This window comes from Bosea sp. F3-2, from assembly GCF_008253865.1.
Classification (GTDB): Bacteria; Pseudomonadota; Alphaproteobacteria; order Rhizobiales; family Beijerinckiaceae; genus Allobosea.
This window is the reverse complement of sequence record NZ_CP042331.1, coordinates 4,663,006-4,678,487: the sequence shown is the minus strand read 5'-3', so window position 1 is coordinate 4,678,487 and position 15,482 is coordinate 4,663,006. Positions and strand designations below refer to the sequence as shown.

The following is a 15,482-nucleotide window of genomic DNA, read 5'->3' as shown; positions in this document are numbered from 1 at the left end:
TTTTGAAGTTCGAACGAAAACGCCCGTCATTCCGGGCAAGCGCAGCGCAGACCCGGAATCCATCGGAGAGCGCCGAGCTCTATGATGGATTCCGGATCGGCGTCGCTTCGCGACTTGTCCGGAATGACGACGCGGCTATGCAGAATGGGCTCTGAGCTGTCCTGCTACGGCCCCAGAACCTCCGCCAACGCCTCCGCCGTCACCTCGCCCATCGCCATCTGCAGCTTGTAGGCGCGGGTCTTCTCTCCCGGCTTCATCACCAGGATCACCGTCTCGGTGCCCGGGCAGGCCGGATCGGCGCAGATGATCTCGTTGACGGCGATCGCCGCCGTCTCGGGAAGGCCGAGCAATTCCCTCACCCGCGCCTTCACTCGCTCGGCCGCGGCCTTCGCCTCGACTTTCGCATCACGGCCCCTGCCGAAGAGACCCAAGCGCATGCGATTTCAGCTCGGCAGGACCAGCACGCCCGCAGCGCCGTCCTCGGCACCAAAGGCGAGCCGCTTGCCGGCCTTGTCCCAGGCGAAGGCGCTGATGCCGCTGTCACGCTCGGCCGGCCGCACCAGCAATTCGGAACCGTCGGTCAACCGGATCAGCAGGATGCAGCCATCGTCATAGCCGACCGCCAACACCAGCGCGCCCGGATGGAAGGCAACTCGGGTCACACGCGCGCGCCGCACCCCACACTCGCGCGGCGCCTTGCCCTGCGGCCCGTCGCCCTGGAACGGCCAGACGATCGCCCCGTCCGCCCCGCTGGAGGCGAGCCAGAGCCCGTCATGCGACCAGGACAGCGAGCGCGGCTTGGCCGGATAGCCGGTCATCCGCATATGGCCCGGCTTGTCGCCGAGCTTCCAGCCATGCAGCGCGTTCTCCTGCATCGAGCTGACGATGAAGCGCCCGTCCGGCGACCAGACGACATCGAGATGCGAGCCCTTCCATTCCAGGACTTCCGGCTTCGCCTCGGTGTTGGGATACCAGAGCGAAACGCCGTTCATCTGGGCGATGGCGAGGCGGTAGCCCTTCGGCGCGAAGACAAGGCCCTGCGGCGTGCTCGCCGCTTCCAACGTGCGGATGCGTCCCTTCTCATCGCGCGCCTGCACGGTCTTGCCGCTGTTCCAGGCGATATTGCCTGAAGCCGAGAGCGTGATCGCGTCGATCCAGCGGCGCTTCGGGTCCTTCGCCAGCTCTTCCGGCTCGCCCTCGATCCGGGTTGCGACGACGCGCCCGTCATCGCCGCCCGAGATCAGGCGCTCGCCATTCCCCGTCGCGCAGAGGATGCCACCGGCATGGGCCTCCACGCTGTCGGTGGCGCCGTCGCGCCAGCGCAGCACGCGCCCGTCGGCGAGCGCGAGCGCGAGCCCCTGCTTCAGCCAGCGGGCAGCGACGACATGCGTCTCCGCCGCAATCGGAGTGACATGCTCGCGCAGCGAGACGGGTTGGGTGGTCGTGTTCATGCGGCCGGTCTAGCGCAGCTTGTTTTCCATGAAAACCGCGACGTCATCCCGGGCGACCGAAGGGAGACCCGGGATCCATGCCGGAGCACTTCCGGGGAAGGTTCTGGCATGGATCCCGGCTCTGCGCAGCTTCGCTGCTTGTCCGGGATGACGGCGGTGAATACCGAAACCCTTAAGCCGCGCAGGCTTCAAACCCCTTGCGCAATTCGTTCTCGTTGAGACCGCGCCCGATGAAGACGAGGCGGCTCTCGCGCGTCTCGCCGTCCTTCCAGTCGCGCTGCAGGTCGCCGTCCAGAATCATGTGCACGCCCTGGAAGACGAAGCGGCGCGGTTCGTTCTTGAAGGCGAGGATGCCCTTGGAACGCAGGATGTTCGGCCCCTGGATCTGGGCGATGTCGTTGATCCACGGCATGAACTTCTCCGGATCGACATCGCCCGGCACGGTCAGCGAGATCGAGCGGACATCCTCGGCATGATGGTGATGATGGCCGGCCTCGAGGAAATCCGGCTCGATATCGAGAATGCGGTCGAGGTCGAAGGCGTTGCGGTCGAGCAGCGCGGCGATATCGACGTCGCAGCGCTCGGCCTTGTGCAGCTTGGCGTAGGGGTTGATGGCGCGGATCGCGGCCTCGACCTCGCCGAGTTCCTCCGGCGTCACCAGATCGGTCTTGTTGAGGATGATGACGTCGGCGAAGGCGATCTGGTTCTTCGCCTCGGGCGCGTCCTTGAGCCGGTCCTTCAGCCACTTCGCGTCGGTGACGGTGACGACCGCATCGAGACGGGTCGCGTCGCCGACATCCTGATCGACGAAGAAGGTCTGCGCGACCGGCGCGGGATCGGCGAGGCCGGTCGTCTCGACGATGATCGCGTCGAACTTGCCCTTGCGCTTCATCAGCCCGTCGAGAATGCGGATCAGATCGCCGCGCACGGTGCAGCAGATGCAGCCGTTGTTCATCTCGAAGATTTCCTCGTCGGCACCGACGATGAGGTCGCCATCGATGCCGGCCTCGCCGAACTCGTTGACGATGACCGCGAACTTCTTGCCGTGATCCTCGGTCAGGATGCGGTTGAGGAGCGTGGTCTTGCCGGCGCCCAGATAGCCGGTGAGCACCGTGACGGGGATTTTCTCGGACATGGCTTGACCTGCTCGATATTCAGGAATGGTTCTAGCCCGAACCGAAATCAAATCCGCGACCGTCATCCCGGCCGAAGCGCCGGGATCCATCATAGGGCAGCCCCTTCGATGGATCCCGGATCGGCGCCGCTTGCGCGGCTTGTCCGGGATGACGGCGTGGTTCCTGCGGATTTGTCTCTCAGGCCGGGCCGGCGGCGAGCGCCTTTTCGATCTCGCTTATATTGTGCTTCATCATCCGGATGTAAGTCCCCGCCGGCCCGCTGGCGTCGGAGAGCGCATCGGAATAGAGCCGGCCGCCGACCTTGGCGCCGCTTTCGCGGGCGATCTGCTCGACCAGGCGCGGATTGGTGACGTTTTCAAGGAAGACGGCCGGGATCTTCTGCGCCTTCACCTGCCGAATGATGCGGGCGACGTCCTTGGCGGAAGCCTCCGCCTCGGTCGAGACGCCCTGCGGGGCGATGAAGTCGACGCCATAGGCCTTCACGAAATAGCCGAAGGCATCATGCGTGGTGATTGCCTTGCGCCGCTCAGACGGAATGCGCGCGATCGCGGCCTTGACCTCGCCTTCGAGCGTCTCGAGTTGGGCGAGATAGGTGGTGGCGTTGGCCTCGTAAGTCGCCTTGCCGGCCGGATCGGCCGCGCTCAGCGCGTCGCGGATGTTGGCGACGTAGATCTTCGCATTGGCGACGTTCTGCCAGGCATGCGGGTCGTCATGGCCGTGGGCATGCGCATGGCCCCCCTTGCCCTTGTCGTCATGGTCGTCGTCGGCCTCGAGCGGCGTGATGCCCTTCGTTGCCTCGGCCAGCGTCGCCTTGGTGCCGGAGGATTTCACGAGGCGCGGCAGCCAGCCCTCGAAATGCAGCCCGTTGACGACGACGAGCTTCGCGGCCGCCATCGCCTTCGCGTCGGCGGGAGTTGGCGAATAGACATGCGCGTCGCCATCCGGTCCGACCAGCGTCATCACGCTGACACGATCGCCGCCGACCTGCCGGACGAAGTCGCCGAGGATCGAGAAGCTCGCCACCACCGGCAGCTTCCCTTGCGCGGTCTCTTGCGCGAAGGCACCAAAAGGCGCTGCGGCCACAGCAAGCCCGAGAGCGAGGCCGGCGACGAGGGCGCGACGGTTCGGCATTGGTGACTCCATGAAATGAAACGATATAACGTTTCTATCTCTGGAGATGGGCCCGAGGCAAGAGGCGTCGCGCAAGCCCGTCCTGCGAGCCGAACAGGAGCGAGCCGAGATAGATCGCGCCGGCGGCGAGGATGATCGACGGCCCCGCCGGCAGGCTGCTGCCGGCCGCGTAGGACACAACCAAGCCGGCATAGCCGGAGACCATGCCGAAACCGGCCGCGAGCAGGAGAAGGCGCGTGATGTCCGCCGTCCAGAAGCGCGCGGCCGCAGCCGGCAGCATCATCATGCCGACAGCGAGCAGCGTCCCCAGTGCATGGAAGCCCGCGACGAGGTTAAGCACGACAAGCGCAAGGAAGGTCAGGTGCACGACGCCGCCGGAGCGGCTGACTGAACGCAGGAAGCCGGGATCGACGCATTCCAGCACCAGCGGCCGGTAGAGCGCCGCCAGCGACAGCAGCGACACGGTCGCGACGCCGGCGAGCAGGATCAGCACCTGGTCGTCGAGCGCCAGCACATTGCCGAAGAGAACGTGCAGAAGATCAATCGCAGAGCCGCGCAGCGAAACGATGGTGACACCAAGCGCCAGCGAAATCAGATAGAAGGCGGCAAGCGAAGCGTCCTCCTTGAGCACCGTCGCCCGCGCCACCGCGCCAGCCGCCAGCGCCACCGCGAATCCGGCGGCGAGCCCACCGATAGTCATCGCGGGCAGCGAGAAGCCGGCGACGAGATAGCCAAGCGCCGCACCCGGCAGGATCGCATGCGCCATGGCGTCGCCGGTCAGGCTCATTCGCCTGAGCATCAGGAAGACGCCAATGGGCGCACCCGAAACAGACAACGCCGCCACGCCGACAAGGGCGCGCCGCATGAAGTCGAACTCGGCAAAGGGGCCGATGAAGAGATCGTAGAGCAACGCCGGCAACACTTTCCGTCATTCCGGACAAGCCGCGAAGCGGCTCCGCTCCGGAATCCATCACAAGGCGCACCCCTCGACGATGGATTCCGGGTCTCCGCTTCGCTGCGCCCGGAATGACGGCGCGGGTTGCGGAAGGATTGATGAAACCTGGCCTACGCCGCGTCGCGCTGGCAGGGAGCGGCGTGGCTGTCGAAGGCCTCGACCATACGCCGCGCCTTCAGCAGGTTCTCAGGCGTCAGCACCGCGCTGGTCTCACCCCAGGCGACGGCCTCGCGCGCCAGCAACAGCGTCTGCGGAAAGGCTTGCCGCACCGTCTCGATGTCGTGCAGCACGGCGACAACCGTGCGGTTCTCGCCATGCCAGCGCCGCACAAGCTCCAGCAGATCCGCTGTGGTGCGCGCATCGATGGCGGTGAAGGGCTCGTCGAGCAGGATCACATCGGCGTCCTGCAGCAGAAGCCGCGCAAACAGCGCGCGCTGCATCTGCCCGCCGGAGAGCGTACCGATCGGCCGGCCCTCGAAGCCGGTCAGACCCACCGCCGCAATGGCGTGCCCGATCTTATGCGCAGCCCCGGCGCCGATGCGGCCGAAGATGCCGGCCCGGTTCCACAACCCCATGGCGACGAGGTCGTAGACATGAATCGGAAAGGAACGATCGAGATCGGCCGATTGCGGCAGATAGGCAAGCCGTTTGCCCTTGGCGAGCGCAATGCCGCCAGACAGCGGCGCAAGCGCCCCGGCAATGCCCTTGAGCAGAGTCGACTTGCCCGCGCCGTTCGGCCCGACAATCGCAGTCAGGCTCCCGGCTTCGATCTCGCCGGACAGGTGATGCACCGCCGGATGGCGGTCATAACCCAGCGTCAGGTCGGTCAGGCGAATGGCGGACATGGAACGCGACTCAATCACAGGATCACAACCAGCGTCGCCAGCCAGAGCAAAGCGACGACGAGCGTCGCAAGACCGAGCCGCGCCGGCGCGGATATCCGCAGCAGCGAAAAACCGGGCTCGATCGCGACGGCGTGGGAGTGATCGTGGCTCTTGGACATCACCTGAAATGCTATAGTATTACACTCTCCCCGATGCAACCGGTGCGCGGCGAAATCGTCGAAAAATCACCCGGGCCCTCTTGCGCTCGACCGGGTATTTGTACTCTATTTGTTCCATCGCATCTTTGGGGGACTGCGATGAAACTTCCCGTCTTTGAGATCGTGCGCGCCACATGGCGCGATCTGTTCGGCTTTGTCAGGAGGCATCCGCTTGCGCTCGCGGTGACGCTTCTGTGTACGGCTGGAGTAGACTACGGCCTCGTGCGTTTCTTGCTCGAGGTCGATCCGCGCGGTGTCGCGGCGGCCTTCCCGTCGGTGGCAGCCGCCGCGCTCACCCTGATGATCTGGTTGCCCTGCATATTCGCCAGCATCCGGAGCGCGGTATCAGCACAATCCGCTCCCATTGAGCTGCTCAATCTCCTGTCGCCGACGACAGCTCGCTATTTCGACTTGAGCCTCTTGCTGAGTTTGCCGGCTCTGGTCTTGCTGCCGCTGGCTTCTGCCCACCCCGCCTTCGGATTGCCGATGGCTGCGCTGGTCGGCGTGGCGATCTTTCTCGAATTGCGGACAACGCTCGCCTTCACGGCCCTCGCGCTGGGGCTTCATCATCCCGATCCATTGGCGTCCTACCGACTGACGTCCGGACAGACGCTCCGCCTGCTCGCAATCTTGATCCTGTCGCTACTGCCATTCGGCGCACTTTCTCTCCTAGGCTCGCTTGGCAACCATGAGATGCTGATCGACATGTTGGGGGAGCCCCTTGCGGCCATCTTGCTCAGCAGCGCGACTGGAATTGCCGGCCTCATCGCCCCGCTTGCCGGCGCCCATGTCTACCGCGCGATGATCGTCGAAATGGACGCGCCCGTTTAGAACGGCAGGTACTGGTAGAGCCAGGTCTCGGTCAGCACCGCATCACCCGCCTTGAGGTAGCAGCGCATCTCGACTGGTTCGCTGCCCTCGACGGTGAGGTCGAACTGGGCACGCCAATGACCGGGGATATCGTCCGGCATCGCCTCGGCGAAAACATAGGAGAAGCTGCCGCGTGAGGCCGAAAGCACCACCTCCGGCTTCCTGCCGAAGGGAATCGTCTCCAACGCCGGGCCAAGGAACTCGACCATGAACTTGCGCACGCCCTTGGGGCGCATGGTCCCCGGCTGGCCGCCATTGCCCAGCCGCGTCGCGACGACCCGGCCGAGCGTGGTCGGAAAGGGTTCGTCGGCGAGCCAGTGCAGCGTGTAGCGATAGTTATAGGCATTGCCGGCTCTGGCAGGGCCCTCCGGCACCCACATCGCGACGATGTTGTCGTGGATCTCGTCGTCGGTCGGGATCTCGATGAGCTGAACCGAGCCCTTGCCCCACTCGCCTTCCGTCTCGACCCAAAGGCTGGGGCGGCGCTCGTAGAACACACCGTCGAGAAAATGCCCGACCTCGCGGTCGCGCTGCATCAGCCCGAAGCCACGCGGATTGTTGTCGACGAAGGCCGAGGCGATGGTGCGCGGCGGATTGTTGAGCGGCCGCCAGGCGCGCTCGCCCGAGCCAGTCCAGAGCGCAAGCCCGTCGGAATCATGGACCTCCGGGCGCCAGTCGATCGCGGTGGGCTTCAACGTCTCGGAATACCAGAACATCGAGGTCAGCGGCGCGATGCCGAGCCGCTCGACATCCTTGCGCAGATGGATCGCGGTTTCGATCTCCATGGTGACGCCCTTGCCGCGATGCATGCGGAAGCGATAGGCGCCGGCCACGCTCGGCCCCGAGAGCAGCGCATAAACCGTGACGTATTCGGCGCCGTCCTTCGGCGTCTCCAGCCAGATATGGGTGAAGTCGGGGAATTCCTCGGACCGGCCAGCGACCGCCGGATCGATGGCGAGGCCGCGCGCCGACAAGCCGTACTGATAAAGCTCGCCAATGGCACGGAAATAGGACGCCCCCAGGAAGGCGACCCAGTCGTTCTTCTTCCAGTCGAGCGTTTCGCCCTTGCGGCCGGGATGACCGCTGCGGCTTTCCTGGAAGCGGAAGCCGGCGAAGCCGGCCCCGGTCGGCAGCCCACGCGCCGCCGAGTCGGCCGGCATCTCGAAATAGCTCTCGTCGTAGATGATCTCGCGCGCCCGGCCAGCCTCGACGACATGCATCCGCACCGGCTTCTGGAAATAGCGGCCGAGGTGGAAGAAGGTCACCGGCCAGGGCGAGGGCCCGTTCGCCCACAGCGCCATCTCCGGCTTGAACCGGATCTTGCCATGGGCGTCGTAGTCGATCCGCTGCAGCACGTCCGGCCGCGGGTTCGGCGGCGGCTGGTAGGGCTGCGCGGCCATCTGCTTCGCCCGCGCCTTCAACGCCTCGAAGGTGAAATCCTCGGCCTGACCGAGCTTGAGCCCCTGCTGCGCCAGCGCCTCCGGCGCGAACCCGAGCGCCGCCAGCGTCGCTGTCGCGCCCGCCCCGGCGAGAAGAGTCCGTCGATCGAGGCGAAGCCTCTGGCTGCTGCCCTGCCCGGCGCGGTCGTCCATGTCGTTCCTGATCGCTCGTTGTCCGGATGCCCGGCTGGCATGCTCCCGGAGGAAGAGCAGCCGTGCGAAGCGGAGATAGTCAGCCAATCATGGCGAAACCAGTCCGGGGCTTGGGCTAAAGACGAAAAGCGCGGGGCCGCCGTCGTGCTTTCACTTTGCCGTCCAGCATGCTCTAAAACTGCGACAACCGGCCGCACGAGCCGGAACGCATCCAGGGAGACATCATGAAATCGCTGCTCCGCGCCCGGCATCTTGCCGGCCTCGCTGCCGCTGTCGCGCTCGCCGCCACCCCGATGAAAGCCAGCGCCCAGGACTTCATCAACATCCTGACCGGCGGCACCTCGGGCGTCTATTATCCGATGGGCGTCGCGCTCTCGAAGATCTACGGCGAGAAGGTCCAGAACATCCGCCCGACCGTGCAGGCAACCAAGGCCTCGGTCGAGAACCTCGTGCTGCTGCAGCAGGGCCGCGGCGAGATCGCCTTCACACTCGGCGACTCGCTCGACGCCGCCTGGAAGGGCGATGAGGAAGCCGGCTTCAAGGCGCCGCTGAAGAAGCTGCGCGGCGTCACCGCGATCTATCCGAACTATGTCCAGATCGTCGCCTCCAAGGAGAGCGGCATAAAAACGCTGGCCGATCTCAAGGGCAAGCGCCTCTCGGTCGGTGCGCCGAAATCCGGCACCGAGCTCAATGCCCGCGCCATCCTCGCCGCCGCCGGCCTCTCCTACAAGGATCTCGGCAAGATCGAGTACCTGCCCTTCGCCGAGTCGGTGGAGCTGATGAAGAACCGCCAGCTCGACGCCACGCTGCAATCGGCCGGCCTCGGCGTCGCTTCGCTGCGCGACCTCTCCACCTCGGTCGAGATCAACGTCGTCGAGGTGCCGAAGGCCGTCATCGACAAGGCCGGCCCGCCCTTCATCAGCGCCCCGATCCCGGCCAACACCTATACCGGCCAGACCAGCGACGTGAACACCGCCGCCGTGGTCAACTATCTCGTCACCCATGAAGGCGTGAAGGAAGAGCTGGTCTACCAGATGACGAAGAATATCTTCGAGAACCTAGGCGATCTCGCCGCCTCGCACTCGGCCGGCAAGGAGATCAAGCTCGAGAAGGCACTCGACGGCATGCCCGTCCCGCTGCATCCGGGCGCAGCGCGCTATCTCAAGGAAAAAGGCCTGAAGGCCGGCTCGTAAGGCGCGTGTCATCCCGTGCGCGCTGCGGCATGCAATGCCGCCGCGCAGACACGGGACCGCGTGACGAGAAGGCGCTCGACCTAAAGACGATCCCGCATCTGCGCCGCAGCACTGACGTGCCGCGGCGCGTGCGAGATGACACCATGACACCGGCAGGATCTGGACGATGACCACCACCGCCGAGACCGACCAGTTAGAGGCTCTCTCCGGCGCCACCCCGGTTCCGATCGAGCATCCCGACCTCGACAATTTCGAGCACGGTTTCCCGCCCGGCTTCGGCCCCGGCGGCTCGGGGCTCTTCGCCTATGGCCTGGCACTCGCCTTCGCCGCCTTCCAGATCGCGATCTCGGCCTGGAACTTCCTGCCGAGCCAGGCGGCGCGCGGCGTCCATGTCGGCTTCCTGCTGCTGCTCTCCTTCGGGCTCGTCGCCAATTTCCGGGCAAAGGATACGCCCGGCCGGCTGCTCGGCTGGGCGCTCGGCATCCTCGGCTTCGGCGTCGGTCTCTATCAATGGATCTTCTATAGCGACCTGATCCTGCGCGACGGCGATCCTTCGACCATGGATCTCATCGTCGGCACGCTGCTGATCGTCCTGATCTTCGAGGCGGCGCGCCGGCTGATGGGCAATGCTCTGCCGATCATGTGCGGCGTCTGCCTGGCCTACTGGTTCTTCGGTCAGTACCTGCCCGCCCCCTTCAACCATCGCGGCTACGGTTTCGACCAGATCATCGGCCACCTCTCCTTTGGTACCGAAGGCTTCTACGGCACGCCGATCTACGTTTCCGCGACCTACATCTTCCTCTTCATCGTCTTTGGCTCCTTCCTCGAGAAGGCTGGGATGATCCACCTCTTCAACGACGTCTCACTCGGGATCTTCGGCGGCGCGCGCGGCGGCCCGGCCAAGGTCGCGGTGGTCTCCTCCGGGATGATGGGCATGATCTCCGGCTCCGGCGTCGCCAATGTCGTCACCGTCGGCCAGTTCACCATTCCCCTGATGATCAAGTTCGGCTACCGGCGCGCCTTCGCCGCCGGCGTCGAGGCCACCGCCTCGATGGGCGGCCAGATCATGCCGCCGGTGATGGGCGCGGTCGCCTTCATCATGGCCGAGACGCTCGGCGTTCCCTATGCCGAGATCGTCAAGGCCGCCGCGATCCCCGCCGTGCTCTATTTCGCCTCGGCCTTCTGGATGGTGCATCTGGAAGCCGGCAAATACGGTCTCAAGGGCATCGAGCGCACGCTGCTGCCGAGCCCGCTCAAGGCCCTGCGCGAGCGCTGGTATCTGGCGCTGCCTCTCGCCGTGCTGATCTTCATGCTGTTCCACGGCTTCACCCCGCTCTTCGCCGGCACGATGGGGCTGGCGCTGACGGTCGGGCTGCTGCTCGGCGCCGGTGTCACGGCAGGCTTCAGCACGCAGACGCTGCGGGTGATCTTCTGGGTCGGGCTCGGGCTGATCGCCGCCGCGCTCTTCCGCGACGGCATGGACATCCGCATCGTCGCCGGGCTGATCGCGGCGCTGATCCTCGCCAATGCCTTCACGCTGGGCGGGCGCGCGACGCTAGCGATCAGTCGCGACGCACTGGCCGACAGCGCCAAGACAGCGCTCCCGGTCGGCATCGCCTGCGCCATCGTCGGCACCATCATCGGCCTGATGACCCAGACCGGCATCGGCACCACCTTCGGCGCCTGGATCATCGGACTCGGCCAGCACAGCCTGTTCCTGGCGCTGATCCTGACGATGATCCTGTCGATCCTGCTCGGCACCGGCATCCCGACGATCCCGACCTACATCATCGTCGCAGCGTTGGCCGCTCCAGCGCTGGAGAAGCTCGGCGTGCCATTGATCGTCAGCCACATGTTCGCCTTCTACTACGGCATCATGGCCGACCTTTCGCCACCGGTGGCGCTCGCTGCGCTTGCCGCCGCGCCGATCGCCAAGGAGAACCCCGACAAGATCGGCTGGGAGGCGATGCGCGTGGCGCTCGCCGGCTACGTCATCCCCTTCATCGCCGTCTATTCGCCCGCCCTGATGCTGCAACCGGGCGATCCGATGGCGAATGTCATCGGCTTCTGGCCGGCGGTCGTCTACGCCACCTTCAAGGCGACGGTCGCGATCGGTCTCTTCGGCATGGTCGCGATCGGCTATCTGTTCGGAAAGCTCTCCGTCCTCGAACGCGCGCTGTGCTTCGGCGCGGCGGTGCTGCTCTTCGGCGAGTTCGCCTATAGCGACCCGCTCGGCTACGCGCTCGCCGCGGCGATCGTGCTGCGGCACTGGCTCTCGGCGCGCAAGGCCGAGACTGTGCTGGTATGAGCCTCTGCCTCGCGGCCGGCGCGCTCGTCGTGGCGCTCGGCCACAGCGAGATCACGCTCAGCTGGCGCCATTCAGTGCAGAAGACGTTGTGGGAAGAGGTCTGGCGGGAGACGCCCGCCGGGCTCGACATCGTCGAGGCGCGGATCGAGGGCTCGGGCGCCGGCATGGACCCGCCCGAAGGCGCGAAGCTGATCGACGGCTTCTGGCGCTGGCGCCCGACCATGCCACCGCTGAAGGAGGTGGTGATGCGCCGCTCGGGTGCGACTGCCGACTGGCGCATCTGCTGGGCAGGCCAGTGCCGGCCCATAGGAGACTACATGCCGGCTGAGGCCGACCCGGTGACGCTGAAGATCTGTGATTGAGCGGCACCGTCATTCTCGGGCGGAGCGCAGCGCAAACCCGAGAATCTCAGGGCGAAAGGTGCTGGTTTCCGAGATGCTCGGGTCAAGCCCGAGCATGACGCAGGCTCAATCGACCTCGGTCAGATGCTCGATCTTGAGCATGCGCCGCATCAGGTTGAGCAAGCCGTAGGCCGCGAAGACCGAGAACACCGCCATCATGATGTATTCGAAGATGGTGCCGAGATCGAACAGGCCGGCCAGCGCCCAGCCGGCCGCCAGCGCCACGCCGAAGAGCTCGACGGCGATCAGGATCCCGAACGAGGAGACCATGATCAGGTTGCGCCAGTTCATATGCCGTCCGGCCATGCTGTCCTTCCTTCGCGCGCAGGCTGCCTCACGCTGCCATGCGCCCTAGGCACCTAGCGGAGCTTGCCGCCCCATGCAACAAATTCGCGCCCCGAGAGGCTGTTATGAACCATGGAAGAGGATTTGATGAGGTCAAAACGGCAGAGATGGGAGGAGCATTGCGCAGCCGATACCCTTAGTATCGGCAAGCAGTGCGACGCTGCAGCTCCGCCGTTTTGACCTCATCAAATCCTCTTCCATGGTTCATAACAGCCTCTGGCCCAGATGGGCATGATTCCGGAGCTTGAAAAGCCCTGATGCTGGATACGCCTGTCTTCGCCTTGGCCGCCGTGGCAGCGCCCCATCGCCTCGCCTCAGAAGCGGGGCGAGCCATCCTTGCTGAGGGCGGCAATGCGATCGAGGCCATGGTCGCGATGGCAGCGACGATCGCGGTCGTTTATCCGCACATGAACGCGATCGGTGGCGATGGCTTCTGGCTGGTGCATGAGCCGGGCGGCCGGCTGCATGGCATCGAGGCCTGCGGCCCGGCCGGCTCGCTTGCCACAATCGAGCGCTATCGCGGCAAGGGCTACGACGCCATCCCCTCACGTGGGCCGGAAGCCGCGCTCACCGTCGCGGGCGCCGTCGGCGGCTGGCAGCTCGCCCTCGACCTCTCGCGCACGCTCGGCGGACGCCTGCCGCTCGGCGAATTGCTGGCCGATGCTGTCAGCCATTGCCGTGAGGGCTATGCGGTCTCGGATTCCGAGCTCGGCAACAAGCCCAACGAGTTGGAGGCGCTGAAGGCCGCGCCCGGCTTCGTCTCCACCTTCTGGATCGACGGTGCGCCGCCCAAGCCCGGTGCCCGCCGCAAGCCGGAGGCGCTCGGCGCCGCCCTGCAGCAGCTTGCCGATGCCGGGCTCGACGACTTCTATCGCGGTGATGTCGGCCGCGAGATCGCCGCCGATCTCGAACGCATCGGCGCCCCCGTCACGCGCACCGATCTCGAGCGCTATCGCGCACATGCCGTCGCGCCGCTCTCTCTGCGGCTGCCTGGTATCACCGTCTCAAACCTGCCGCCGCCGACGCAGGGGCTGGCCTCGCTGATGATCCTCGGCATCTTCGAGCGGCTCGGCGCCACCAAGCTCGACAGCTTCGAGCACCATCACGGCCTGATCGAGGCGACGAAGCGGGCCTTCACCATCCGCGACCGCTATGTCACCGACCCCGCTTATCTCGCGCGCCAACCGGCCGAATTCCTGAGCGACGCCGTGCTGGCGCGCGAGGCAGCCGCCATCGACATGAAACGTGCGGCAAAGCTGCCCCTGCGCAATGGCGACGGCGACACGATCTGGATGGGTGCGATCGACGGCAATGGCCTCGCCGTCTCCTACATCCAGTCGATCTACTGGGAGTATGGCTCCGGCTGCGTGCTGCCCGCGACCGGCATCCACTGGCAGAACCGCGGCGTCTCCTTCTCGCTCGACCGGAACGCCGCCAATCCGCTGGCGCCGGGCCGCAAGCCCTTCCACACGCTGAACCCGGCCTTCGCCTGTTTCGACGACGGGCGCATCCTGCCCTATGGCTCGATGGGCGGCGACGGACAGCCGCAGTTCCAGTCGCAGATCCTGACCCGCTACCGCGCCGGCCAGAACCTCGCCACGGCGGTCGATGCGCCGCGCTGGCTCTTCGGCAAGACCTGGGGCGCCGGCTCGACCAGCCTCAAGCTCGAAAGCCGCTTCGATTCCGCGTTGCTGGAACGGCTCGATGCCGCCGGACATCCGGTCGAGGAGAGCGGTTTGGCCTATTCCGAGGGCTTCGGCCATGCCGGCATGCTGGTGAAGCACGCCAAGGGCCATGTCGAGGCGGTGCACGACCCGCGTTCCGACGGCGATGCCAGGGGGATCTGACGCCAGATGACTTTCGACGATCCGTTCCGCTGTTTCGTTCCCTATCCCGACGCGCCGGTGAAGCATGCTGTCGCGGGGCCCCTCGCCGGGTTGACGCTCGCGGTGAAGGACCTCTTCGACGTCAAGGGCTACCCGACCGGGGCTGGTTCGCCGCTGGTGCTGGCGCAGTCCGGCATCAAGACGAAGACGGCGCCGATCGTGAAGGACCTGCTCCAAGCCGGCGCCCGCTTCGTCGGCAAGACCCATACCGACGAACTCGCCTTCTCGCTCAACGGTCAGAACGCGCATTTCGGCTCGCCGATCAATCCCGCGGCGCCCGAGCGTATCACCGGCGGCTCCTCCTGCGGCTCGATGGCGGCGGTCGCGGGACGCCTCGCCGATATCGCTGTTGGTTCCGACACCGGCGGCTCGGTGCGGGCTCCCGCGAGCTATGGCGGCCTCTTCGGCATCCGCCCGACCCATGGCCGGCTCTCGCTGAAGCGGGTCTGGCCGCTGGCGGAGAGCCTCGACACGCCCGGCTGGTTCGCCCGCGACGGCGAGGTCTTCGCCCGTGTCTCCAACACACTGTTCGATCTGGATCGGACCGAACTGCCGGAAACCCCGCGCCTCATCATCGCCGATGACATGTTCGCCCAGGCCATCCCCGAGGCCGAGACGATCCTGCGCAATGTCGTGCAGCGCACGATTCCCGCGCTCGGCCAGCCGGAAGGCGTCAAGCTGGTGCGCGATCTCGACGCGCTCTACTGGGCCTTCCGCTGGATCCAGGGCCGCGAAGCCTGGCTGTCGGACGGCGCCATGATCGAGCGCTTCGCCCCGCCGCTCGGGCCGGGCGTGAAGGAGCGCTTCATCTTCTCGAAAGCGGTGACCGACGCCGAATACGCGCGTGGCGAAGCCACCCGCAAGACCTTCCGCGCCAGGCTTACGCGCCTTCTCGGCCGGGACGGCGTGCTGATCCTGCCGACCATGCCCGACGTCGCCCCGCTGATCGCGGCGAAAGAGGCGGAGCTGGAGGATTTCCGCAACCGGGCCTTGCGGCTGCTCTGCCTTGCCGGCCTGTCGGGCTTCCCGCAGGTTACTATCCCGGTGGCCCAGCGCGAGGGCGCACCGCTCGGCCTGTCGCTGATCGGGCCGAAAGGTTCCGATCGCTCGCTCGTCGCCTTCGCGGTACGCTACGAACGCGCCGCGCGCATCCGGATCGCCTGAGAGGATCT

At 66.1% G+C, this 15,482-nt stretch carries 15 protein-coding genes; 6 read left to right on the top strand and 9 right to left on the bottom strand.

Translation table 11 applies throughout. The features are described 5' to 3' along the window. Positions 1-164: 164 nt before the first annotated feature. The 7 genes from FQV39_RS21600 to FQV39_RS33260 all read right to left on the bottom strand — a co-directional run bounded on the left by FQV39_RS21600 (position 165) and on the right by FQV39_RS33260 (position 5,676). Positions 165-437 carry a hypothetical protein gene (locus FQV39_RS21600; protein ID WP_149132163.1) on the bottom strand — a complete coding sequence of 91 codons (273 nt, stop codon included), beginning with the start codon at positions 435-437 and terminating at the stop codon, positions 165-167. A gap of 6 nt (positions 438-443) precedes the next feature. After that, the gene (locus tag FQV39_RS21595; protein WP_149132162.1) at positions 444-1,451 is read right to left on the bottom strand and encodes a WD40 repeat domain-containing protein; all 1,008 of its coding nucleotides are present in this window, start codon (positions 1,449-1,451) and stop codon (positions 444-446) included. Positions 1,452-1,623: 172 nt separating this feature from the next. Beyond that, positions 1,624-2,586 carry a CobW family GTP-binding protein gene (locus tag FQV39_RS21590; RefSeq protein ID WP_149132161.1) on the bottom strand — a complete coding sequence of 321 codons (963 nt, stop codon included), beginning with the start codon at positions 2,584-2,586 and terminating at the stop codon, positions 1,624-1,626. Between the two features lie 178 nt (positions 2,587-2,764). Next, the gene (locus FQV39_RS21585) at positions 2,765-3,718 is read right to left on the bottom strand and encodes a metal ABC transporter substrate-binding protein (RefSeq protein ID WP_149132160.1); all 954 of its coding nucleotides are present in this window, start codon (positions 3,716-3,718) and stop codon (positions 2,765-2,767) included. Positions 3,719-3,752: 34 nt separating this feature from the next. Next, the gene (locus FQV39_RS21580) at positions 3,753-4,583 is read right to left on the bottom strand and encodes a metal ABC transporter permease (protein ID WP_149133970.1); all 831 of its coding nucleotides are present in this window, start codon (positions 4,581-4,583) and stop codon (positions 3,753-3,755) included. A gap of 200 nt (positions 4,584-4,783) precedes the next feature. After that, on the bottom strand, positions 4,784-5,518 hold the full coding sequence (gene aztA, locus FQV39_RS21575) for a zinc ABC transporter ATP-binding protein AztA (RefSeq protein ID WP_149132159.1): 735 nt from the start codon (positions 5,516-5,518) through the stop codon (positions 4,784-4,786). Between the two features lie 14 nt (positions 5,519-5,532). Further along, positions 5,533-5,676 (bottom strand): hypothetical protein, encoded by a 144-nt coding sequence (locus FQV39_RS33260; protein ID WP_187640010.1) that lies wholly within the window; start codon positions 5,674-5,676, stop codon positions 5,533-5,535. Positions 5,677-5,814: 138 nt separating this feature from the next. Between FQV39_RS33260 and FQV39_RS21570 the strand changes: the two genes are divergently transcribed. Beyond that, the gene (locus tag FQV39_RS21570) at positions 5,815-6,546 is read left to right on the top strand and encodes a hypothetical protein (RefSeq protein WP_149132158.1); all 732 of its coding nucleotides are present in this window, start codon (positions 5,815-5,817) and stop codon (positions 6,544-6,546) included. Here FQV39_RS21570 and FQV39_RS21565 read toward each other — a convergent pair. Beyond that, entirely contained in the window at positions 6,543-8,177 is a 1,635-nt protein-coding gene (locus FQV39_RS21565; protein WP_149132157.1) for an OpgD/OpgG family glucan biosynthesis protein, read from the bottom strand. The genes FQV39_RS21570 and FQV39_RS21565 overlap by 4 nt on opposite strands. A gap of 224 nt (positions 8,178-8,401) precedes the next feature. On the opposite strand from FQV39_RS21565, the gene FQV39_RS21560 reads away from it, so the two are divergent. From FQV39_RS21560 to FQV39_RS21550, 3 genes are all read left to right on the top strand, one after another. Beyond that, positions 8,402-9,370 (top strand): TAXI family TRAP transporter solute-binding subunit, encoded by a 969-nt coding sequence (locus FQV39_RS21560; protein WP_149132156.1) that lies wholly within the window; start codon positions 8,402-8,404, stop codon positions 9,368-9,370. A gap of 166 nt (positions 9,371-9,536) precedes the next feature. Next, positions 9,537-11,678: a TRAP transporter permease gene (locus FQV39_RS21555; protein WP_149132155.1), complete on the top strand. Its 2,142-nt coding sequence runs from the start codon at positions 9,537-9,539 to the stop codon at positions 11,676-11,678. Beyond that, the gene (locus FQV39_RS21550) at positions 11,675-12,040 is read left to right on the top strand and encodes a DUF1850 domain-containing protein (RefSeq protein WP_149132154.1); all 366 of its coding nucleotides are present in this window, start codon (positions 11,675-11,677) and stop codon (positions 12,038-12,040) included. Before FQV39_RS21555 ends, FQV39_RS21550 begins: the two co-directional genes overlap by 4 nt. A 105-nt stretch (positions 12,041-12,145) precedes the next feature. Here FQV39_RS21550 and FQV39_RS21545 read toward each other — a convergent pair whose 3' ends face one another. Then, positions 12,146-12,385, bottom strand: a complete 240-nt coding sequence (locus FQV39_RS21545; RefSeq protein ID WP_248313104.1) for a hypothetical protein — start codon at positions 12,383-12,385, stop codon at positions 12,146-12,148. 296 nt (positions 12,386-12,681) lie between these two features. On the opposite strand from FQV39_RS21545, the gene FQV39_RS21540 reads away from it, so the two are divergent. Next, positions 12,682-14,271 (top strand): gamma-glutamyltransferase family protein, encoded by a 1,590-nt coding sequence (locus tag FQV39_RS21540; protein WP_149132153.1) that lies wholly within the window; start codon positions 12,682-12,684, stop codon positions 14,269-14,271. A 6-nt stretch (positions 14,272-14,277) separates the two neighbouring features. Continuing rightward, complete coding sequence (locus FQV39_RS21535) at positions 14,278-15,474, top strand: amidase (RefSeq protein WP_149132152.1); 1,197 nt, start codon at positions 14,278-14,280, stop codon at positions 15,472-15,474. Positions 15,475-15,482: the final 8 nt, after the last annotated feature.